Source organism: Haloplanus sp. XH21 (genome assembly GCF_023276355.1).
GTDB lineage: Archaea > Halobacteriota > Halobacteria > Halobacteriales > Haloferacaceae > Haloplanus > Haloplanus halobius.
The window spans coordinates 252,563-271,532 of record NZ_JALLPL010000002.1 but is presented as its reverse complement, the minus strand read 5'-3'; the positions used below and the strand labels follow the sequence as shown (position 1 = coordinate 271,532).

23 protein-coding genes and 2 pseudogenes are annotated in these 18,970 nt (G+C 57.9%); 10 read left to right on the top strand and 15 right to left on the bottom strand.

From position 1 onward, the window contains the following. The first annotated feature begins 11 nt into the window (after positions 1-11). Positions 12-440 carry a DUF8160 family protein gene (locus MXB53_RS14780; protein ID WP_345779742.1) on the top strand — a complete coding sequence of 143 codons (429 nt, stop codon included), beginning with the start codon at positions 12-14 and terminating at the stop codon, positions 438-440. Here the strand turns inward: MXB53_RS14780 and MXB53_RS14775 are convergent. Beyond that, positions 437-1,882: a hypothetical protein gene (locus MXB53_RS14775; protein WP_248898332.1), complete on the bottom strand. Its 1,446-nt coding sequence runs from the start codon at positions 1,880-1,882 to the stop codon at positions 437-439. The two genes, MXB53_RS14780 and MXB53_RS14775, sit on opposite strands and share 4 nt — an antisense overlap. Before the next feature lie 386 nt (positions 1,883-2,268). Here MXB53_RS14775 and MXB53_RS14770 point away from each other — a divergent pair, with 386 nt between their 5' ends. Beyond that, the gene (locus MXB53_RS14770; RefSeq protein ID WP_248898331.1) at positions 2,269-3,297 is read left to right on the top strand and encodes a Cdc6/Cdc18 family protein; all 1,029 of its coding nucleotides are present in this window, start codon (positions 2,269-2,271) and stop codon (positions 3,295-3,297) included. A 741-nt stretch (positions 3,298-4,038) separates the two neighbouring features. Next, on the top strand, positions 4,039-5,295 hold the full coding sequence (locus MXB53_RS14765; protein ID WP_004594472.1) for an orc1/cdc6 family replication initiation protein: 1,257 nt from the start codon (positions 4,039-4,041) through the stop codon (positions 5,293-5,295). A gap of 454 nt (positions 5,296-5,749) precedes the next feature. On the opposite strand, the pseudogene MXB53_RS15885 reads toward MXB53_RS14765, so the two are convergent. From MXB53_RS15885 to MXB53_RS14745, 3 genes and pseudogenes are all read right to left on the bottom strand, one after another. After that, positions 5,750-6,346, bottom strand: a pseudogene (locus MXB53_RS15885) (DUF8170 family protein). Positions 6,347-6,439: 93 nt separating this feature from the next. Continuing rightward, positions 6,440-6,763, bottom strand: a complete 324-nt coding sequence (locus MXB53_RS14750; protein WP_004594473.1) for a DUF6788 family protein — start codon at positions 6,761-6,763, stop codon at positions 6,440-6,442. 171 nt (positions 6,764-6,934) lie between these two features. Continuing rightward, positions 6,935-7,753, bottom strand: coding sequence for a hypothetical protein (locus MXB53_RS14745; protein WP_096396483.1), 819 nt, complete (start codon positions 7,751-7,753; stop codon positions 6,935-6,937). A 228-nt stretch (positions 7,754-7,981) separates the two neighbouring features. On the opposite strand from MXB53_RS14745, the gene MXB53_RS14740 reads away from it, so the two are divergent. Next, positions 7,982-8,653, top strand: coding sequence for a helix-turn-helix domain-containing protein (locus tag MXB53_RS14740; protein WP_096396482.1), 672 nt, complete (start codon positions 7,982-7,984; stop codon positions 8,651-8,653). Next, entirely contained in the window at positions 8,650-9,345 is a 696-nt protein-coding gene (locus MXB53_RS14735) for a nucleotidyltransferase domain-containing protein (protein ID WP_248898330.1), read from the top strand. Before MXB53_RS14740 ends, MXB53_RS14735 begins: the two co-directional genes overlap by 4 nt. Positions 9,346-9,471: 126 nt before the next feature. Here the strand turns inward: MXB53_RS14735 and MXB53_RS14730 are convergent, their stop codons facing one another. After that, positions 9,472-10,401 (bottom strand): ArdC-like ssDNA-binding domain-containing protein, encoded by a 930-nt coding sequence (locus tag MXB53_RS14730; protein ID WP_248898329.1) that lies wholly within the window; start codon positions 10,399-10,401, stop codon positions 9,472-9,474. 158 nt (positions 10,402-10,559) lie between these two features. Here MXB53_RS14730 and MXB53_RS16050 point away from each other — a divergent pair, with 158 nt between their 5' ends. Continuing rightward, positions 10,560-10,715, top strand: coding sequence for a zinc-ribbon domain-containing protein (locus MXB53_RS16050; protein WP_465261844.1), 156 nt, complete (start codon positions 10,560-10,562; stop codon positions 10,713-10,715). A 95-nt stretch (positions 10,716-10,810) separates the two neighbouring features. Here MXB53_RS16050 and MXB53_RS14725 read toward each other — a convergent pair whose 3' ends face one another. The 10 genes from MXB53_RS14725 to MXB53_RS14680 form a co-directional block, all read right to left on the bottom strand. Then, positions 10,811-11,158: a DUF8013 domain-containing protein gene (locus MXB53_RS14725; RefSeq protein ID WP_248898328.1), complete on the bottom strand. Its 348-nt coding sequence runs from the start codon at positions 11,156-11,158 to the stop codon at positions 10,811-10,813. Between the two features lie 75 nt (positions 11,159-11,233). Then, complete coding sequence (locus tag MXB53_RS14720) at positions 11,234-12,232, bottom strand: DUF6610 family protein (protein WP_248898327.1); 999 nt, start codon at positions 12,230-12,232, stop codon at positions 11,234-11,236. Between the two features lie 160 nt (positions 12,233-12,392). Beyond that, a complete protein-coding gene (locus MXB53_RS14715; protein ID WP_248898326.1) occupies positions 12,393-12,929 on the bottom strand; it encodes a hypothetical protein in 537 nt (178 codons plus the stop codon). Beyond that, the gene (locus MXB53_RS14710; protein ID WP_248898325.1) at positions 12,926-13,081 is read right to left on the bottom strand and encodes a hypothetical protein; all 156 of its coding nucleotides are present in this window, start codon (positions 13,079-13,081) and stop codon (positions 12,926-12,928) included. Before MXB53_RS14710 ends, MXB53_RS14715 begins: the two co-directional genes overlap by 4 nt. Beyond that, the gene (locus MXB53_RS14705) at positions 13,081-13,767 is read right to left on the bottom strand and encodes a DUF6166 domain-containing protein (RefSeq protein ID WP_248898324.1); all 687 of its coding nucleotides are present in this window, start codon (positions 13,765-13,767) and stop codon (positions 13,081-13,083) included. Before MXB53_RS14705 ends, MXB53_RS14710 begins: the two co-directional genes overlap by 1 nt. Before the next feature lie 140 nt (positions 13,768-13,907). Further along, positions 13,908-14,207: a hypothetical protein gene (locus MXB53_RS14700; protein WP_248898323.1), complete on the bottom strand. Its 300-nt coding sequence runs from the start codon at positions 14,205-14,207 to the stop codon at positions 13,908-13,910. A 53-nt stretch (positions 14,208-14,260) separates the two neighbouring features. Continuing rightward, on the bottom strand, positions 14,261-14,482 hold the full coding sequence (locus MXB53_RS14695; RefSeq protein ID WP_248898322.1) for a DUF8129 domain-containing protein: 222 nt from the start codon (positions 14,480-14,482) through the stop codon (positions 14,261-14,263). Positions 14,483-14,531: 49 nt separating this feature from the next. Next, the gene (locus MXB53_RS14690; RefSeq protein ID WP_049934412.1) at positions 14,532-14,810 is read right to left on the bottom strand and encodes a DUF7389 domain-containing protein; all 279 of its coding nucleotides are present in this window, start codon (positions 14,808-14,810) and stop codon (positions 14,532-14,534) included. A gap of 23 nt (positions 14,811-14,833) precedes the next feature. Next, a complete protein-coding gene (locus tag MXB53_RS14685) occupies positions 14,834-15,235 on the bottom strand; it encodes a DUF6166 domain-containing protein (protein ID WP_248898321.1) in 402 nt (133 codons plus the stop codon). A 77-nt stretch (positions 15,236-15,312) separates the two neighbouring features. Continuing rightward, on the bottom strand, positions 15,313-15,708 hold the full coding sequence (locus tag MXB53_RS14680; RefSeq protein ID WP_248898369.1) for a DUF7567 family protein: 396 nt from the start codon (positions 15,706-15,708) through the stop codon (positions 15,313-15,315). Positions 15,709-15,838: 130 nt separating this feature from the next. On the opposite strand from MXB53_RS14680, the gene MXB53_RS15700 reads away from it, so the two are divergent. The 4 genes and pseudogenes from MXB53_RS15700 to MXB53_RS16045 form a co-directional block, all read left to right on the top strand. Next, positions 15,839-15,961, top strand: coding sequence for a hypothetical protein (locus MXB53_RS15700; RefSeq protein WP_283102408.1), 123 nt, complete (start codon positions 15,839-15,841; stop codon positions 15,959-15,961). 257 nt (positions 15,962-16,218) lie between these two features. Beyond that, complete coding sequence (gene tnpA, locus MXB53_RS14675; RefSeq protein ID WP_015763788.1) at positions 16,219-16,623, top strand: IS200/IS605-like element ISHmu6 family transposase; 405 nt, start codon at positions 16,219-16,221, stop codon at positions 16,621-16,623. A 1-nt stretch (position 16,624) separates the two neighbouring features. Further along, on the top strand, positions 16,625-18,739 hold the full coding sequence (locus MXB53_RS14670) for an RNA-guided endonuclease TnpB family protein (RefSeq protein ID WP_248898320.1): 2,115 nt from the start codon (positions 16,625-16,627) through the stop codon (positions 18,737-18,739). After that, positions 18,679-18,864 (top strand): annotated as a pseudogene (locus MXB53_RS16045) (toxin-antitoxin system TumE family protein); the annotation flags it as partial. The gene MXB53_RS14670 and the pseudogene MXB53_RS16045, both read left to right, overlap by 61 nt. Between the last annotated feature and the right edge of the window lie 106 nt (positions 18,865-18,970).

The window sequence follows — 18,970 nt, the reverse complement described above, 5'->3', positions numbered from 1 at the left end:
TGCCCCGAGGAATGGACGAGCGATTTGAGGATCCGTCAGAGGAAGCAGACGACGAGGAAGCCACGGCCGACGACGAGCCGACAGAGACCACACCGGACGGAGAAAGCCGAGACGGTGATCCGACAACAGCAACCGAAGACCAATCCCGTCAGCAGAGAGAGGCCCCTACAGCGGAGACTGAATCGTCGATTGAGGAATCAGACGGCGAACCGCTGAATATCCGTGAGGACTGGGATTCCGCCACTATATACGTTGAACCGGAGCAGAGTGAGAACATTGAGGTGACATTCACTCGGCTAAAAAAGCAATTGAAGCGTGAAGACATCACTCTCGAGAAGAACAAACACTTCTATAGAGGGATTTTCGATGTGGCATTCGGTGAACATCAGGAAGAGACGAAGGAGAGGATTCGTGAATTGGCAAAGCAAGACCAGGGCTAGTACTGGGAGACGATTGCCTCGAGGACATCCGTCGCCTCAGGAACTTTATCAAGTGGGGTCCCGGCGACGTGGCGCCACGTTCCACCGGTGAATCGCGAGTGATCGTAGATCTCGAGGGCGCCACGCTGGGAAAGCGACGTCGCAAAGGCCCCGGTCCCCTCTGGGAGACGGCCACGCACGTACACGTGGAGTCCTGTCCCACTTTGGCTCACCTCCGTATAGCCATTAAGCGCATCAACGAGAGTTGCTACCTCGTCTGATACCTCACCCGTCTCTGGATCCCGAACATCATCGAAATCCACGAACGAGAGCGGAGGATCTGGTGGATCATGTGGGAGGAGAACCGCTGGATGCACAGCCTCGGGAAGATCCTCACCATCGGGGAACGGCCACACACGATGTATCTCTCGAAGCGGAAGCTCCGCTACCATCTTCGCTTTTTGGAAGCCTCGGCGTGGATTCACGTCCTTTGAAGCGGCCCATTCACACGGATACATTGTGTCCGCCTGCCAGGGCGCGAGAGCGACTTTCGACCGGCCATCCCAGACAACCCAAATATCCAAGTCACGCAATGCCGCCGGGATATGATAACGATCCACGTCCAAAATACGAGTATCGTTCGAATCAGGCACATCAAGCAGATCCCTGGTTTCCGCTTCGGTAGAAGAGGTCTGGTCAGTCGAATCAGCTACGCCGGTCTCGACAGTCTCCTCTGCCATACAACCCCCATTTTCAGACGTATCGAGAGTTGGCTCACCAGACCCGTCCGACATTGGACGCACTGCATCCGGGAAAGCCAACGACTCCTCTTGGCAAAAGTAGCAGCCGCATTTCTCAAGTGGAATTTCGGCCTCACTTGTCGCGATGCCGTGCGTCCAGATCTGGTTGCGAATCCGCTTTGCCTTCGTGACTAACTGCTCATATCGTGTTTCGTTGAACTGGATGGCAGACGAGTCAGCGTCTGAACACGGCCATTCCCGAATATCGCTGAGGTCGTTTTTTGAAACGTACACGAGTTTTCCTTGCTCAACTCCTAATCCCTGCATATAGATGTGAAGCTGGTCGAGATGGCGGTCGATCGGTGGTGAGAATTTGTACCAGCCGTTCCGTACCTTCAGCACGTACGCAATTTCGTCGGCGGGATCATACAGGGTACACCGACCGAGAAATCGGACAGGGCCCTCGTCAATATTCAAGCTCACTTCGGTCTCCAGTGTCGGATTGCGATCGCTGAGCTGCTGCTCGAAGTAGTTCTGGATCAGACGCGACGCACGATACTTGCCCCAGTACGTTTTGGATTTCGAGAGCCCGAGTTTGTTGACGTATAGCTGGCGCGGACAGAAGCCAATATGGGCTGCAAAAAACGTCTCAGGATCACGCTCATAGAGGTCGTTAGTATCGGCTGCGAGTATCGACGAGATCTGCTCCTCGAAATCGATCATGGTAGGAAGGACAACACTTGGAATATCACGGCGCCAGTACCCCCACTATGTGTGCCACCCTGAAGTGTGAATCCGGGTCGTTTCCGAGTTTCAACAATATAGGTGTCAAGGGCACCCCGTGGCTGGATCTACCACCCCGGTACAGAGTTTCCGAGGACGTTTCCAGAAACTCGAACAGTCAAGTATGAAACAAGTCCCGAGGAACTCACTCATAGATTCAGGAGATCTCGAATTTTCAGAGAATTTCCGGAAGCATCTCTCCGCGATTGGGAAAAGAGGCATACACAACGCGAGAAATCCAATTATAGAATCGGGAGCATGCAGTTTCCGGAAACGACCCGAGTACGTTTTTATAACTTGACGGAAAACCAGTCTGTCAGTAACAGATGATCCGCGATGCTCGTGTTCTCCGGGCTGGGTTCGTCCCTCGGGAAGTTGAGCATCGCGACGCGGAAGTCAACCACCTCTCTAGCGTCCTCGAGCCCATCACGAACGGTGAACCCGCCGACACCGCCATCGTCACCGGACCCAGCGGGGCCGGCAAAACCTGTATCTCGAAATTCGTCACGGAACGCCTACGTGAGGAGGTGCTGGATGTTGAGAGTACTTACGTGAATTGCTGGCGTAACTACACCCGGTTCCGCACACTCTACCAGATTCTCGACGACCTCGGCGCGACCATCGACATCCACCGGCAGTCGACGCCCCACGACGAACTCGTCGACCGGCTCCAGCAGCACGATGGCCCGCGAACGGTCATCATCCTTGACGAGGTCGACCAGCTCGAAGACCCCAGCGTCATCTACGACCTCCACAGCCTCCCGCAGTTCGCGATCATCTGCATCGCGAACAAGGAAGAGGAGCTGTTCAGCCGCGTCGACGACCGCCTCGTGAGCCGGCTGCGCTCCAGCGAGCACGTCCGGATGGACAAGTACCACGACGAGCAGCTGTACGACATTCTGAGTGCGCGGGCGAAGTGGGGGCTCGACGAGGACGTCATCACCGACGACCAGCTCTACCGCATCGCCGATGCGGCCGCCGGCGACGCCCGCCTCGCAATCGGCATCCTTCGAACAGCGGCCAGCAAGGCCGACCGCGAGAACCAGGAGCGGATCACCAACGACATCCTCCTGGACGCCGCCGAGGATGCCCGGGCCCAGATTAAGCAGAAGAGCATCGATTCACTCACGCCACACCAGCGCGTCGTTTACAACATTGTTCGCGATCACGAGCCACTCGGGCCGAGCGAGATTCACGACCGCTATACGGAGAAGGTCGACGATCCTCGGACGAAACGGACAGTGCGGACGTATCTCTCCAAGATGGTCCAGTACAACCTCGTCGATGCGGAAGGCACGAGCCGGGACCGGGAGTACTCACTCGTCGGTTCGGAAGCTGCGTCGCCAATGCAGTAATATCCTGTCTCCGATTGGGTGAGATCGAGCGGCAATCAATCGAACCCTTGCGGAATCGCGAAACGCCGAAATCACGGGATACTAGTACTGAGTGCCGACCGCGAATCGAGCATAGGCCATGAACAGTTAACCAACAGACCGTCAATACATGCGCTTTGTTGGTTAATCGATGATCTGTATCGGTCGAAATTCGAACCAGATGAACGACAGGGATCACGGAGAGTAGATTCAGAAACGGTCATCGTCGGGAAGTGGGACCGAGCGAAACATGTGGAAAGAGGTCCACGGTCATCGATCGATTGGTGTCGGGAAGGGTAGATTTCGACTGGAATATCGACCAGGCAACGATGGTAGCAGGGAGAGGGCGACCAAAGTTGCCAGTATTGCCAATAATACCGTCGTTTAAGTACCTCTCTCACTCCACCATTGCCAGTAACGAGGGGAGAATGGACGGGAGGGCAGAAGCTGTCACGTCTCTAGTCTAGTTACTGTCATCTAAACCTACTATAGCTAGTTGAGTTTTCGCTAGTGCGGGTATGGTTAAACGTGCAATGTATTAAGAGTATCGTTGGTTAGAGAGGGTCAACGACCCCCTCCAGTTGTTGCAAAGGTTTACTGGCAATAGTGGAGTGTGTGTGTTTTATAAGTGGTTGCGGTACTGGCATAACTGGTTCGAGCGGTGGGTTAGTGGTGATACTGGAACCCATGGTTTTATGATGGTTCTTCGTCTTGAGTCCGCCTATGGGCCGATTCAATCGAGAATCGTTCATCATCCAGGACAAAGACGTCCTCCGGGATGATTACCAGCCAGAGACACTCGAGGAGCGAGACGAAGAACTCGACGAATATGCGGCCGCTCTCCGTCCCGTCATTCAGGGCTGGCAACCGAACAACGTCTTTCTCTATGGCGTTACCGGCGTCGGGAAGACAGCTGCTACGCACGATCTTCTTGAGGAGCTGCAGGAATCCGCCGGAGAGTACGACGACGTCGATCTCAACGTTATTGAACTCAACTGTACTGGCTGCACCACATCCTATCAGGTAGCGGTCAATCTCGTGAACGAGATTCGCTCTCCTTCTCACCCTCTCACCACAGTCTCGTCTTCGCGCGAACCGATGAGCGAAACCGGGTATCAACAAAAACGCATCTTCAACGAACTCTACAACGACCTTGAGTCGATCGGTGGGACTATTCTCGTGGTTCTGGACGAAATCGATAACATCGGCTCGGATGACGATATTCTGTACGAGCTTCCACGAGCACGCTCGCAATTGGATCTCGATGTGAAAATCGGTGTGGTCGGCATCTCGAACGACTTCAAGTTCCGAGAAAACCTCTCTCCAAAAGTCAAGGACACTCTCTGCGAAGAGGAAATCTTGTTCCCTCCGTACGACGCGACTGAACTGCAGAATATTCTCAAGCACCGAGCCGATATCGCGCTCTACGACGATGTCCTCGAATCAGATGTAATCCCATTGTGCGCAGCATTCTCTGCACAGGACTCGGGATCTGCTCGGCAGGCATTACGGTTACTCCGGAAAGCAGCTGATATCGCCGAGAACGACGCGATGGCGGGTGGAGAGGCGAAAATCACCGAAGACCACGTTCGGGAGGCCGAGCATCAGATCCAGCGACAACAGGTTGTCGAAGGGATGCATTCGTTGACCCGGCAGGGGCAATATGTATTGCTGACTGTCTGTCAGCTAGCGGCAGAGGGAGAAACACCCGAACGGACGAAACTGATCTATGAGCGCTATCGAGAGGTTCTTCGTAATCACGGCAGTGAACCACTGAAACGCAGGCGAGTACACGACCACCTGTCGGATTTGAGCCTCCACGGGATCTTACGGTTGGTCGACTCGTCGAGTGGACGCGGGAACTACAACGAATACGAGCTTGATGTCTCTCTGTCGTCGGCCCTCGACGCACTCGAGAGCGAACTAGGTGAGCTCAACGACATTCGTGAAACTGCCAAGCGGCATCGGGTTCTGGAGTGACTTCTCAACCGACAATACCAGTACTGCCAATACCCTCTCCACTTTTGCCAGTAACCGCGCAACCGTCAGTGCCAGTTTCTCCAGTACCCTCTCCGGTGTTGCCAGTAACTTCCTTGTTCCAATCAATCCGACTAGTTACTATCAGGACCACCGTTGCCAATTTCATCAAATAGCGTCTTGTCCTCCGATTTTACTGGCAATAGTGGAGTGTCTGACAGCATCTAAACGAAATTTCATTTACGAGCATTTGTAATCGCTCTCCAGTGGACTACTTATCGCGTGAGGGTTCGTGGTTCGAAGACCCAATCTTGCACGGATTCACCCCGCACTTACTACTCGAAAACGGGGGATGTCTTCCTGTTCGAGTTCATTCGTTGTCTGGGCCATCGGTGAACAGGATTTCGTGGAGAAACGACAGAAACGTCGGGGGTGGGAGTAACCGATTCGTCTCTGTCTACGGGTATTCCTGATCACTCACGAGAGCCTCGGTACACTCGACGAGGTCGTCCTCAGTCGTCCACCGGCAGAGACGCCTAGCATCGTTGAGCATCTCGAAGATCGCGGTCTGCATTCCACTGTAGGGACTCTCGACGGCTACGTTTGTGTCGATCGCGTCCACATCTATCGTATTGTACGTCGTGTTTGAACACGTGCGTCTTCGCAAAGTACTCCTCGAGAGCTGTGAAGTAGCCCTGCTCGACGAGGAAGCAGCCCTGGGCGTGTTCGGTGACGCCCACGATGACGTCTGTATGATCGGCGAGCAGCCGGAACTTGAGGTAGGTTTTCGTCCACTCGCTTCGAATGTTGATCATCAGGAACGCGTACGCACCGGGCTGTCGGTTGAGGCGATCTTCTACGAGCTGGAGAGGACGGATTTCGGGTTTCCCGTAGCTGCCGAGGACAAAGTACGAATTCTCAGCTGAGAAGATCGGCGTGAGCTTCGCAACACTCTGTTTCAGCGCTTCGTATTCTTCCGGTGTGGGTGAGCTTCGTGCAGATACTCGTCGGCTTTCTCGGCGAGTTCGTCGACAGTGACCGGATCCTCACTCATCAACTCGGGACTTCTCCCGTACCCTGCGTCTTTCACTTCGCAGACGGGGTGTCTCCCCGAACAACTGGCCATCCGACTGAGGTACTAGTCCGTCTACTCGTCCGGATTCACTGGGGATTTGTACTTTGATTTGACACGATCTCCTTCCCGCCACTGCCAGTAGTAGTAGCGGTTATCGTTGATCTCCTTGATCGTGATCGTCGCCTTCGTCGGGACATCATCGGGGAGGTCATCGGGTCGCTCGTCGATCTCGTCTTCCTCCTCCGCTTCGGCAAGGCGGGCCTGGCGCTCGCGATGCTCGGCGAGGTCCTCGGCATAGTGGGCAACGTCTCGGAGCAGCTCGGGTGAATAGTCGTTGAGTGTGTCGATGACGTCGGTGGGGAGGTCCGCTGGGGGCGTCGGTGGCTCGTAGGACATGGGCCGATCTGTGTTAACCAACAAAGGCGCAAACCGCATAGTTTTGTTGGTTAAGCCGCTACCAACGGCTCTCACCGGTTCTCCAGCAGCTGTATCAATACTCGAAACTCTCCATCAAGGAGTTTCGTCTGATGTTACAGCCCTTCGAGCATCCTCGAACTCTGGACGAATCTACGAGTTCGAGGGGAGGCGCCCATCAGGTCGTGGGACCTGCCCCTGTTTGATCTCATGATCGACTCGCCGGAGGTGTTTACAGCCGCCCTCGGGCGTACGCTTCCGCCAGTCTGGACACGTACACGACCCGCTGATCACGTCGACTTCGTACCAGTTTCCGGACGCCGATCGGACCTCATAGCGGCCACCCTTTTCGAGCAGCGAGACGGCCATCGATTCGTCGACGGCACGGCTGGTTCGCGGCTCGAGGTCGTCGTGCTGGGTCGAGTGCTCCGTGACGACCATCCGATCGCGCACGTCGCCGGAGCGGCCGCCGTCTGGGGCAACCGCAGCTTCGGGATCCTGGAGGCGATTCGCAAGCAGGGCCTCAACCGGATGCCCCTCCGGCCACAGATAGTGGACTTCCCGCCGCTCGCGATGGTCGTAGGAGCCACAGGCGGCTGCGCTCCCGATCCAGACACGCCACGCCCCGAGTGCTGCCATCACGTCGACGATGACTCGCGGAACAGCGTCGTACTCGTCGGGGTAGAACACCCGGAAGCGAGTACACTCCTCCTGCGGCGGAACCGTCTCCCACCACTCGACGTCGTCGTCCCAACTGTTGCACATCGCGTCGTCCTCTCCGTAGCCGACAGTCACGCCGTCAACCTGCGGTACTTCCACCGATGTGTCGTCAGCCTCTCCTTCGAGCAGCCGAAGGACGGCGTACCGGAGATACTCGTGTTCCGGATGGTCCGAAGATTGGGCGACCTGCTCGTGGTGCTCTGCGACTCGCTCTGCCTCGTCGAGAACGGTCGTTAGATATCGGTCAATCATGGGTCGGTGAAGACGGGAGTGCGCCTCCGCCCCTTGGCGGGCGCTGAAAAACTTAACCAACAAATAGCGATCCATCGTATCCTCTGTTGGTTAATTCATCTCCGCTCAAATTCTGAGCCGGATCGGATTACCGGAGCCAAGAATGGTATATTTGTATAGAGATAATTTTATAGGGAATACGGGGGACAAGACTAATACAGTTAGATGCGATACCGATAACTAACGATGATGGAGTACGTCGACGAGACCGCGGCGAAGATCATGGTCGCGGCCCGGCCGGGCGACTCGATTCGTCGGATCGCCCAGAAGATCGACGGCTCCTACTCGTGGGTCTACGACTGGATCGAGCGGTTGGAGGACGCAGGCTTCATCCGGCGCGAGGACGGCGTCTACATCGAGAATTACGCTGTCAGGGATCGCTACTACGATCTCGTCGCGGCCATCTCTCGCGCTGTTCCCCCCTCAATCGACGACGGCTACGTCATTCCGCACTTCGCCGGGATGCCCTTTGCGTACACGAAAATCGACGGCGTCTACGTCTGGACCCACGGCGGCTATCAGATCGCCCGCGGCCACGACGACTACCCGATCTTCATACAGGTCGCCGATCAGGACGTCGAACAGTGGACGGCGTTCTTTGATGAGTTCGGGATTCCGAGCCGGATTGAAGAGCGGCCGGATGCGAGCGACTACGACGCGACCGTCTCGTACGTGTTGTTCTCGACGAGTGGGGAGATCACTCGCGAGTGGGTCGACGGCAATCCGGTCATTCCGTTGGACGAGACGATTGAGCACATGTTGGAGTACCGGGTGAACTACGAGCCAGCGTTGGAGATGATCGCCGACGAGTACGATCGTGATATCGACGCGTCCCACGAGGATCCGCGTCTCAATGCATGAGCCTCGGCGAACGCGAAGACGAGCTGCTGGACACCCTAGAGACAGTCATTGACGCTGACCTGCCGTACGTGCTCGTCGGTGGGTGGGCGATTGCGGCGTTCAATCAGCGCTTCACCACGGACGTCGATGTCGTCATTCCGGCGCAATCGGTCGACGACTACACGGACCTTCTCACCGACCGCGGCTACGAGAAAACGGCCGATGTCGAGCGAAACGAACTCTACGAGGGCCGGACTATCCGGTTTACGAAAGATATCGGGAATCCGGTTCAGTTCGACGCAATGGTCGACGCGTTGGGCTGTCGCCAGACGGAAGCTGAATGGTCGTATCGCTATCTGACCCAGCACTCTGTCACCCAGGAACTGCGAACCGGGCGCCCGGTAACAGCCAGGATTCCGGAACGGGAGTTGCTGTTTGCCGTGAAACTTCACAGTGGCCGCAAGGCAGACTCTCGGGATCTGGTGGTGCTGGCTGCTGGCGCGGATTTCGACCGGATCGCGACTCATCTGCATCGCGGGGAGTCCGAGAAGCTTGCTGGTCGCATCGAGACTGTCCTCGACCGACTCACATCGGGGGATTTCGCGGACGCATTCAAAGGAGTCTTTGAACAGCAAACGGTTCCCGAACAGGATATCGATGCCGTCGTTGAGTTCCTTCGTGACCAGCAGCGCCGAATCGATTCTGAACGATAACATCGACTGTCGGTGGGGTATGTCTTGGGACCGATCGAAACACACGGGGTCGGGATGCCGAACGAATTAACCAACAATGTCGACTGAGTACCCTCCGGCGTTGGTTAACAGCCGGGGAGGGGGTGTTCAGCCCTCTACAACTGTGTCGATGATCTCTTGAGCGGTCGAACTGATCCGACCGAGACGCTCCTGAATGCTCTCCGCATCGTCGTCCTGCCACGCGGCAAGATAGAACGCTGACCCGCTCGTATCCAGGTTGAAATACCGCCCGACGATGTACGCAACGGCTTCCGCTTCGACCTCGCGTTTTGCGCGCTCGGGCTCGTCGTCGCCATCGAAATGAAGCAGCGCGTGGGCGTACTCGTGAACCAATGTCACCGCGAGATCGGCCTGATTTGAGCGGGCTTTCGCTTCGACGACGGGCTGGCCCTCGTGGAGAGTCCGGTGTTTGCAGACGCCTTTCGCGTCGCCATGCTCCCACTCAGCAGCGTCGACGACACGGACGTCGATATCGAGCGTAGCTGCCGCATCAAGGAGCGCTGGCACCAGGTCGTCGGCGTCACCAGCTGCCTCGGTTTCCAGCTCGGGTAGCGGTTCGCCCTCGGTTTGAGACACATCGAAGACTGCCGTTGGTTTGAATCCAACCAGTCCTTTAGACCACTCCTCGGGCGGTGTCTCGTCGTAGTCACAGTCGCTTTGCTCGTGGTAGCTCGGTGAGTTCTCGCACTCCGGGCACTGTTTCGTAATAATGGGTGCCCAGATCCAGATCGCCTGTTCGCCCTCTTGGACGTGCCGGTCGAACTCCGACCTCCACGTATTGTAGCCCGCCACGCGGGTTGCCTCGGGACACTGGAGCTTGATCAAGAGGGTGTTGCGATGGGAGTAGTCGTGGAATCGGGACTGGACATCGAGCCACTCCTGGAACTGCTGGCTGACTTTGGCCTCGTCGACGTCTGCGACGAGCTCGTCGATCCAGTCTTCGATGGTACTGTGCATCTCGTCGTGTCGGGTGTCGGTCTCCTCGAACGAGACCCCCGATTCACTAGCTGTCATCATGGATTGCATCACATCGAGTACGACGACGTCTCCGAGAAGTCAGGACGCGCCGCGCCCCTCGGGGCGCACGATAAACATCGGCGCGACTTCGGGGGTTTAGATCGGGGCTGCTATCGGAGGCTAGGATTAACAACCAGTGCGACACAAGCACAGGGAGGATGGGTCTCGCCGAAACGCTCCGCGGGATCGTTGGGACTCGTGTGTCCACGATCTCCACCCTGTATGAGTGCCGACACTGCGGAACGACCCTTCCCGAGGACGCTGAAACGTGTCCGACCTGTGGTGGAGAAGACGTTGCATGCTACCGGTTCTAAGTACACGTCCTCCTATCTGGACAAGTTGCGGTCAGCTCCGTTTCTGTTCGAGATAGTGCCCGGTCAAACACCCCGTAGTGTGAATGGGGGACCGGTTATCGAAGCGCTGCCTTCTCGTCAGCGACCCCGATCGTGACGAGATATTCGAGGAACGCATCGAACTGGTTGACATCGCTGGGTGTGTCCGTCGCGAGATGTCGCACCCACTCGATGGCCCACTGGAACGCGGGATCGGTCCCGCCCTTGCCATGTATATACCACCAGCGAGCGGCCTTCAGGACGACGAGCGGATTCGTCGGCGGTTGCTCGCTTGCGAGTCCACGAGTGATCGACCGGATTTCCTCGGGTACTTCAGCGGGGTCGACCTCGCCTGATTGGGTGTTCGATACGTCGACTGGAATGTCGTCGATCGAGACGTTGTTCGGACGCTGTTGTTGACTCACGGAAAATCACCTTCTTGGAGGACTTTCTGGATCGAGCCCTCGCCCCCTCTGGGGCGCGAAAAACCACTCGTAGCGTCACGCCGGTGGAATGTACACGCTCTGCTCGCCGGCGATCTCCTCCAGGTTGTTCCGATGGCGATGTGAGAAGTAGCACTCGTAGCTGCAGTAGCCACAGAGCACGCCGGTATCATACTCAGCGATGAAGGGACCGCGCTGAGTCGTCCAGACGTTCGCTTCGCATTCGGTACACGCAGCACTATTGAGATCGGTTGGTGACGGGCCCTCGTACTCGATTTCGAGGATGTCGCTATGTGGCGTTGAGTCGGGCCAGACGCCGTGGGACTGCCAGAATGCCTTGATGCGGGCGAGACTGTGTCGGACTGTCTTCCGAACTGTGACGTGGGAGGCGTCACGTCCGCTATCATCCCACCCATCAGCTGTCCAGAACTCCCCGAACTGCGCGCCGCGATGCAGCCCGTTCCAATCGAGGCCGACGATGTCGGCCGGTGGGTCGTCGGTTAGTGTCGGTCGGGTCAGCTGCTGGATAACGTCCCACTGTTTCGGTGGGCTGCCACCGAGGATATGCACACGGCGGCCACGCCAGTCGGTCGGCTCGGAGAACTCATGCGCCAATCGGTCGGCATACCCCCGCGAGTAGCCGAGCACAAGGTCGTTCGGGATCGTGTCGATCACCTCGCGGCACTTTGGGACGATGACGAGTTCTGCGTCGGGATAACTCGCCTGAATCTCGCGGGCAGCAGCCACGTACTCGTCGACGTCGTCTCCCTCGTACACATCTCCGATCACGCCAACCGTGGGTTCGTATTCGAAAAATCGGGAGATGTATCGATCTAGATCGGGATTCCGAAAATCGTTATCCAACATCCCGACGGGGATGTTCAGGTTCTGATACTGGGTCTGCTGGTACCCACAATCTTCTCGGAATCCAGGCAGGAATCCGAGCCGATACGCGTCCAGAGCGAACGGTGCTCGATGAAGGAACGCCACGACGTCGGCTTGTCTGGCAGCGGCAATCTCGCGTTCAGTGCTGTTGGGACTGATTTCGAGCGACATGAATAACGACCGTGTGAGGGCGAATCCAGCCGCCCTGCACCCTCTCGGAGGGGCAATAAACGGAGCCGTAATCCGATGTTAACCAACACTAGCCTCCAGAATCCGTATGCCGTTGGTTAATTACATGAATGCCCCCGATACCTGACTTCCACTCTCGAGTTCACTCGTCGGCTTCGCGTCGACGGCGCACCTGTTCAGGATTCGGCACCCACGGATGGTCGTCCCAGCAGTGCAGGGCGTGCTCTTGTGCCGTGTCGAACAGCGCCTCACACGACCCACACTCGTAGGCCGTCTCGGGCCACGGTTCCGTGACGAACATCGCTGTCACCGTCGACCTGACTGGATCTGGTGCGGTCGACCGCTGAACATAATCATAGCCGATTACTGTCCGTCGACGAAGCGCCGACTGCGCCAGCCGTTCTGGCCGGTCCGCTGGGAGATACACCCAGCGGACGAACGCCTCTTCTGAGTCCTTCGCCGAGGGTTGAAGAATGAACCACCGGTCGTGATCGTCGCGGAAGAGATACCGTTCTGTTCCCCGATTTTGGAGATAGAGCGGATCCTCACGACCGGGAATCACCCGCAGACCGATGGATGGAGAGATCGGGGTGAGGAGTCGCTCTTCCAGCGTGAGCGATCTGGACTCTCCGGATGATGTCTCGCCCTCGAAGTAGTCAAGCGTCGCTTCGTCAGTCATGAGTCGCTGGGATTCGTCTCGTCTGTGTCTTTCCCAGCTGTTCGCTCGTGCCGATCGTTGTATCGCTCGAGTTCTCGGCCGATGCACTCCAGCGCTGTGATGGCGCGTTCGATGAGTTGGTACGTGGCCCGCGAGAGTCGGATGTTCTCCATCAGATGTCCTCCTCTGGCTCGACGAGATCGTTACTCTCAGCGACGAGTGCCTGCACGGCTGAAGCAGGATCGTTCTCGACCGGAAGTGTTCGATGGTCAAGCGGGGCGGGATACGCCCGGTCGCCCTGCGCGCAAAGTATGATCAACCACTCCTCGCTCCCTTCGGCGAGGACGACGTAGTGGTCGATATCCCGACGTTGGAAGACTCTCCGATCTGTCCGGCTCACCGCACTCCAATTCGCCGGCAGTGACGATGGCGACGTCCCACCATCTGGCGTGAGTGCTCGGTCCTCTTCGAATTCGGCGAGTGCCGCCTCGATATCCTCCCCGGTGAGATGCCAGCAGTCGGCCGGGCCAGCACACACCAACTGACTGACCACGTCGTTGCGGAACTGGATGTAGTGTTGCTGGACGACGGTTTCGTCGTCGGTATAATCGAGGAGGAGCGCACAGGCGAGCTGTGCCGGTCCGCTCCCGACGTAGCCCCAGTCGAATCCCGCTGGGCTATGCCGCACGAGACCGAGACTTTGATCGGGGGAGAGGCGTTCGTGTGCGGTGAGGTTCAGGACAACTGGCGTTCCGTCGACACGCATCCCGACGTACTCGACGCGGTCTGTACTCGCCTGACATCGCTCATCCGTATCCTGTACGACTGCTCGTGGGTCGGTAGTCGAATTCGTCTCCATCGGTTGAATGCGGGCGTTCGGACTCCCCGCACCCCTGCTGGGGGTCGAAAAACCACCACCGGCTATTAGACCCTCAACGTCGCTTCAAAGTTAGAATTCAGTATAACAATTCATCAGACAACCAACTGATAGAGGCAAGCCTATTCTTCGAAGAGACAGCGAGCGGCTGCATCGTCGCCAGCGAGGGTCTGCTGATCCTCGTCCGTATCAGCGAAGAGTGTTGACTGATCTCCCTCGGATGTTTGCTCAACTTCGGGTCGATCGTCGACGCCGAACTCACTCGCCTCGGGCTGGTCAAGACGCGAATCCCGGTCGCGATGATCCACGTCAGCGCCGAAGTCCTCAAGCGAGGTCTCGACGCTTGTTTCGGTTACTTCGAGTTGGCCATCGTCACCGAACGCGGTCTGTCGTTGAATCTCGATCTCTGGTCGATCGCTCATCTCATTCGAGCCTCCACCCACCGAGGCTCCGACAGACAGCCCCGAGTGCTGCGTCAATCGTCTTCTGCGCGAATTTCGCTGGCCCGCTGTTCAAGCCGGCGGAGGATCTGGACCCGTTGCTGATTCGCGTTCTCGTAGGCGACGCAGGCTCGCAGCGTCTCCATATCGTTGATCGTCACGATACCGGCGTTGATCAGTCGCGTATTCGGGGGTTCGAGCCGTTGTTCTGGTGAAAGCTCGATCACGTCAGTCGATTGACCGTCAGGATTGCTCACTGATGATCGCCTCCGTCACTGCTGAGGCGACAAAAAACAGCCCTCGCCGTTACCCGTCTTCTTCCCCGGGTTGGATCTGGCGGGCGTCCTCAGCGAGATCATGGATGTACTCCCGAAGAATCTCCATGTCCTCGCGAGCGTCTTCGAGGGTCTTGCCTTTCGCTTTGGCCACGATTTTGTCCTGATCGCGGGTGCCAGTCCCGCGAGTAAGCTTCACGGTGAGGGAGACGCCGACGTCACTACGTTCGACGTATTCCGTTCGTGTCGCCTGTTCACTGGTTTCGGCCGATTCGCCATCCGCACGAGATGGTTGGGTCTGTTCTGACATGGATTTCTTTCGGTGATTGGTATTTAGATGGACGGTGCGGCCGGCTCGCCGGGTGTTTCGTGAAGGACTGCGTCGATCTCGGGCCCAGTGAGTCGCCAGCTTCCAGCAGACCCATCACAGTCCAGCTGGCTCACGACCTCGGTTTTGAACGCCTGGTAGTGGTCGAGGGCGAACGTCTCGTCTCCCGTGTAGTCGAGGAGGAGTGCGAGCGCGAGTTGCGCCGGACCACTACCACCATATCCCCATTCGAATCCCGAGGGACTGTGATTCACCAGCGCGAGACTCCGTTCTGGCGTGAGCCGTTCTTGGCCGGGACGTTTCTCAACGATAGCCTGCCCGCTCTGCCGATACCCGACGTAGGCGATGTCGCAATCGCTCGCTGGGTGTACCTGTTCAATCGAGTGTTTGTCGCTAAATCTACTCATCGTCTGTTCGGGAACTGCTCGTTCGAGCACCCCCGCACCCCTCGGGGGGTGACAAACAGCCACAGGGATTGCTTGTCCTACGCGAGATGGGAGATCTCGGCTGGTTCGTCGACATCGTCGAATTCGCCTCGTTCGACCGGCTGCCAGTCATCGCCGGGTGCCGGACTCCACCAGTCGACCTCGTAGGCACCCGGTGCGCCGAGGATCTTCACCCGTGCCGACCCATCGGGTAGGTCGCGACGGAGCTTCTCGTCGACGTGGAGGTTCCACGTTGAGTGGGTGTCGAAGCAGGCGAGGACGGCCTCCTCGTAGCCGCGCGTCTCTCGGGATTCCTGGAGTTCGACCTGGGTGTTGCAGTTCTTGCAGAACACTCCTTCGAAGGGAATGTGACTGAATACCTCGTGCCCGCAGACCGGACACCAGAGGAACTCGAACAGTGCTTCGCTGTGACGGTCGATGACTTCCAGACTCATCTGTGAATCTGGCCCGATTGAGATGGGCCACCCATCCCAGCCCAAAATAAACGTCATTCGCCGTGAGGGATGTCGATTGGTGCTGTACTGCCGGCAAAGGTTTATCAGACCTCACTGTGTATGGCTTTGTATGTCCGCTCCCACGGCCGGAGAAGCCGGAGACGAAGCCGATAAAGAGTCTCCTGAAGCTGTTTCTCCTGAGGAGGCACTTGAGATGCTGCCTGACGAAGACGAGTTTGAGGCCGAATTCTAACACTCGCATTTATTACTCCTGTTTGCTTGCTGTTCGCTGAAAGTAGGCGCTAAGCCCCCTTGCGAGCGCCGACCGAACGGGAGGCGCGAGCAGGGAGGGGGTACAGCGTTCACAAGAGCTTCGCTCTTGTGCGCGAACGAGACGCTTCGCGTCTCGTCAACGCCGCACAGTTCTCATACACATTTCGGTGGCAGGCCCACAGGCCCACGCAGTCGAAATGTTTTTGCAGTAGGATAACATGTTATTAACTGAACCCAATGGAGTACGACCTCGACTCGGGAGCGCACTCGACGTTTTCCCTGCACTACCACCTGATACTCACCACGAAGTATCGGCGCGGAGTGCTAACCGAGGAGCGAACCCAATTCATTCACGAGGTCATCAGCGGGTTCACGGACAACTACGGTGTCGAACTGACGAACCTCGACGGCGAGGACGACCACGTACACATCCTGTTCCGAGCGAAGCCAACCACAGACCTCGTGAAGTTCATCAACACGGTCAAGGGCGCAACCGCTCGCCGTATCCGCAACGAGTACGCGGACGAACTCAAAACCGAACTGTGGGGCGACTCGTTCTGGAACGACTCGTACTGCCTCATCTCGACGGGGCAGGTGTCGCTGGATGTGCTGAAACAGTACGTCGAAGACCAACGCGAGTAGAATGTACTACGCCTACAAGTACCGTCTCAAGCCGTCCGACCCCCACCGCGAGGAGTTGGACCGCCACCGAGACATTTGTAGGCAACTCTACAACCACACGCTCTACCGCCTCAACGAGTACCAAGAAAAACACGGCGAACTGCCGTCCATGACCACCCTGCGGTCGGAACTCCCCGACCTCAAGAAGTGGTGGGACGGCCTCTCGGACGTGTACTCGAAGGTCCTCCAAACCGTCGTGGAACGTCTGTTCGACAACCTCGAAGGACTCTCCGCTCTCAAGAAGAACGGCTACGGCGTCGGCCAACTCAAGTGGAAGCCGCCGCGGGAGTCCCGCAGTTTCACGTACAGTCAGTCTGGCTTCATGCTCGACAAGAAGGGCGGTCAGACTGTTCTGTCACTCTCGAAACTCGCGGACATACCGATTCGGCTCCACCGTGCCATCCCCGACGACGCCACGCTCAAGCAGGTCACGGTCAAGAAGGAACCGACGGGCGAGTGGTTCGCCACGTTCGGCGTCCAAATGGACCGTGAACCACCCGAACCGCCTGAGAACCCTGAGAAGTGCGTCGGTATCGACGTGGGAATTCTCAAGTACGCCCACGACACCGACGGCACGGCGGTCGGGTCGCTCGACCTCTCAGACGAACGCGACCGCTTGGAGCGCGAGCAACGGAAGCTCTCGCGCAAACAGCACGGGTCGAACAACTACGAGAAGCAACGACGGTGCGTGGCGGAGTGTCACGCCGACCTCCGACGGAAGCGCCGCGACTTCCTGCACAAACTCTCGAACTACTACGCCCGAGAATACGACCTAGTGGCGGTCGAAGACCTGAACGTGAAGGGGATGATGGAGTCGCCGTCGAACAGCCGAAACACCGCGTCCGCCGCGTGGCGAACGTTCCTCTTGTTGCTCGAATACAAGTGTGTGCGCGAAGGGACGCACTTCGTCGCGGTCAACCCGAGAGGGACGACCAAGGAGTGCGCGTCGTGCGGTGTCTCAACCGACAAACCGCTGTGGGTCCGTGAACACTCCTGTCCCGCCTGCTTTACGAACGCGTACAGCGCGAGCTCGCACACGCGAGAGGCAGTACCGGCGCTACTCTCGGGAAAGTATCCGGACGTTGCCGTAGATTCGGGGTATCACCTGGCGACGGAGTCGGTCGCGTCAACGCTTTCTGACGCAGGGTACGCGACGGCGGGGTTCCATTCAAATCCGTTTGTGTCGCGAGCGTACGGTTTCGACGAGGGGTTCGACCACTTCGACGACGATCTACACTTGGGCCAGCACAAGCTGATTGCGCTGGCGCAGCGTGCGCTGGACAAGGTCCGAAATCGGCATTACGCGCGTGCCGAGGAGATCAACGAGCGGTCCCTCGAGTGGCTGGACTCGCTGGACAACGGTGAGTCGTTCTTCCTGTGGAACCACTACATGGACACCCACGGCCCCTACGAGCCGCCGAGCGAGTACGCAACGCTGTGGGCAGACCACGGGCTCAGTGGTCGGGACGCCCAATCGCTGTACCAGCGCGCCATCGACGACCCCGAGTCGATTACCGACGAGGAACGACAGCTGCTTGTGGATCTCTACGACGCGGAGATCCGGTACAACGACGCGTATATTGGAGAATTCCTCGACGCGCTTCGGGAGCGTGGGCTGTTGGCGGAGTCGCTGGTGATCGTGACGGCCGACCACGGCGACGCGTTCGGCGAACACGGCTACTACGAGCACCCCCGCTACCTGCACGACGAAATTACGCACGTGCCACTGTTCGTCCGGCCGCCTAGTGGAGCGAACGGGACAGTGGACGCGCCTGTGAGCACGCTCGATGTCGCCGAGACGATTACGGGCAGCGGCGACGGTGTATCACTGTTAGGTGATATTGACGACGACCGGCGCGTGTTCTCGCAAGCCCGCGGCGAAGACGACGACAGCCGGATTCGCCGCCATCAACTGGCCCACCCGACCGCCAAACACTTCGCCTGCTTGAACGACACCTTGCGGCTGATGCACTCGTCGACGACACGTCGTTCGACCCCGATCCCCACGAACCACGGCTGCTTCGCGTCCAGTTCGACACAGCCAGTTACCCAGCGTCGACGACTGCCGGCCGACTAGACGTTCGCTGGTTCACCACCGGGGATTTCTCGTTCCATTACGTGGAAACCAGGTCGGACGACACCCGCTGGGAGTGCCGGTGGGATCGCCATCCGAACACCCACAATACGCGAGTCCACTTCCACCAACCCCCGGATAGCGACGAGGTCACCGATCTTTCGTTCCCATCACAGCATATCCACTCGATGTGCACTCGACGGTCCTTGATGCGATTGAGCAACGTCTTACTGA

What these genes read in the sequence shown, in the direction of transcription:
- MXB53_RS14720 (WP_248898327.1), bottom strand. Translation starts at nt 12,232, where the DNA reads ATGTCGCTCGAAATCAGTCCCAACAGCACTGAACGCGAGATTGCCGCT.
- MXB53_RS14685 (WP_248898321.1), bottom strand. Translation starts at nt 15,235, where the DNA reads ATGAGTAGATTTAGCGACAAACACTCGATTGAACAGGTACACCCAGCG.
- MXB53_RS14710 (WP_248898325.1), bottom strand. Translation starts at nt 13,081, where the DNA reads ATGGAGAACATCCGACTCTCGCGGGCCACGTACCAACTCATCGAACGC.
- MXB53_RS14690 (WP_049934412.1), bottom strand. Translation starts at nt 14,810, where the DNA reads ATGTCAGAACAGACCCAACCATCTCGTGCGGATGGCGAATCGGCCGAA.
- MXB53_RS14750 (WP_004594473.1), bottom strand. Translation starts at nt 6,763, where the DNA reads ATGTCCTACGAGCCACCGACGCCCCCAGCGGACCTCCCCACCGACGTC.
- MXB53_RS14700 (WP_248898323.1), bottom strand. Translation starts at nt 14,207, where the DNA reads ATGAGCGATCGACCAGAGATCGAGATTCAACGACAGACCGCGTTCGGT.
- MXB53_RS14765 (WP_004594472.1), top strand. Translation starts at nt 4,039, where the DNA reads ATGGGCCGATTCAATCGAGAATCGTTCATCATCCAGGACAAAGACGTC.
- tnpA (WP_015763788.1), top strand. Translation starts at nt 16,219, where the DNA reads ATGGAGTACGACCTCGACTCGGGAGCGCACTCGACGTTTTCCCTGCAC.
- MXB53_RS15700 (WP_283102408.1), top strand. Translation starts at nt 15,839, where the DNA reads ATGTCCGCTCCCACGGCCGGAGAAGCCGGAGACGAAGCCGATAAAGAG.
- MXB53_RS14780 (WP_345779742.1), top strand. Translation starts at nt 12, where the DNA reads ATGGACGAGCGATTTGAGGATCCGTCAGAGGAAGCAGACGACGAGGAA.
- MXB53_RS14715 (WP_248898326.1), bottom strand. Translation starts at nt 12,929, where the DNA reads ATGACTGACGAAGCGACGCTTGACTACTTCGAGGGCGAGACATCATCC.
- MXB53_RS14735 (WP_248898330.1), top strand. Translation starts at nt 8,650, where the DNA reads ATGAGCCTCGGCGAACGCGAAGACGAGCTGCTGGACACCCTAGAGACA.
- MXB53_RS14730 (WP_248898329.1), bottom strand. Translation starts at nt 10,401, where the DNA reads ATGATGACAGCTAGTGAATCGGGGGTCTCGTTCGAGGAGACCGACACC.
- MXB53_RS14740 (WP_096396482.1), top strand. Translation starts at nt 7,982, where the DNA reads ATGGAGTACGTCGACGAGACCGCGGCGAAGATCATGGTCGCGGCCCGG.
- MXB53_RS14670 (WP_248898320.1), top strand. Translation starts at nt 16,625, where the DNA reads ATGTACTACGCCTACAAGTACCGTCTCAAGCCGTCCGACCCCCACCGC.
- MXB53_RS14775 (WP_248898332.1), bottom strand. Translation starts at nt 1,882, where the DNA reads ATGATCGATTTCGAGGAGCAGATCTCGTCGATACTCGCAGCCGATACT.
- MXB53_RS14680 (WP_248898369.1), bottom strand. Translation starts at nt 15,708, where the DNA reads ATGAGTCTGGAAGTCATCGACCGTCACAGCGAAGCACTGTTCGAGTTC.
- MXB53_RS14745 (WP_096396483.1), bottom strand. Translation starts at nt 7,753, where the DNA reads ATGATTGACCGATATCTAACGACCGTTCTCGACGAGGCAGAGCGAGTC.
- MXB53_RS14770 (WP_248898331.1), top strand. Translation starts at nt 2,269, where the DNA reads ATGATCCGCGATGCTCGTGTTCTCCGGGCTGGGTTCGTCCCTCGGGAA.
- MXB53_RS14705 (WP_248898324.1), bottom strand. Translation starts at nt 13,767, where the DNA reads ATGGAGACGAATTCGACTACCGACCCACGAGCAGTCGTACAGGATACG.
- MXB53_RS16050 (WP_465261844.1), top strand. Translation starts at nt 10,560, where the DNA reads ATGGGTCTCGCCGAAACGCTCCGCGGGATCGTTGGGACTCGTGTGTCC.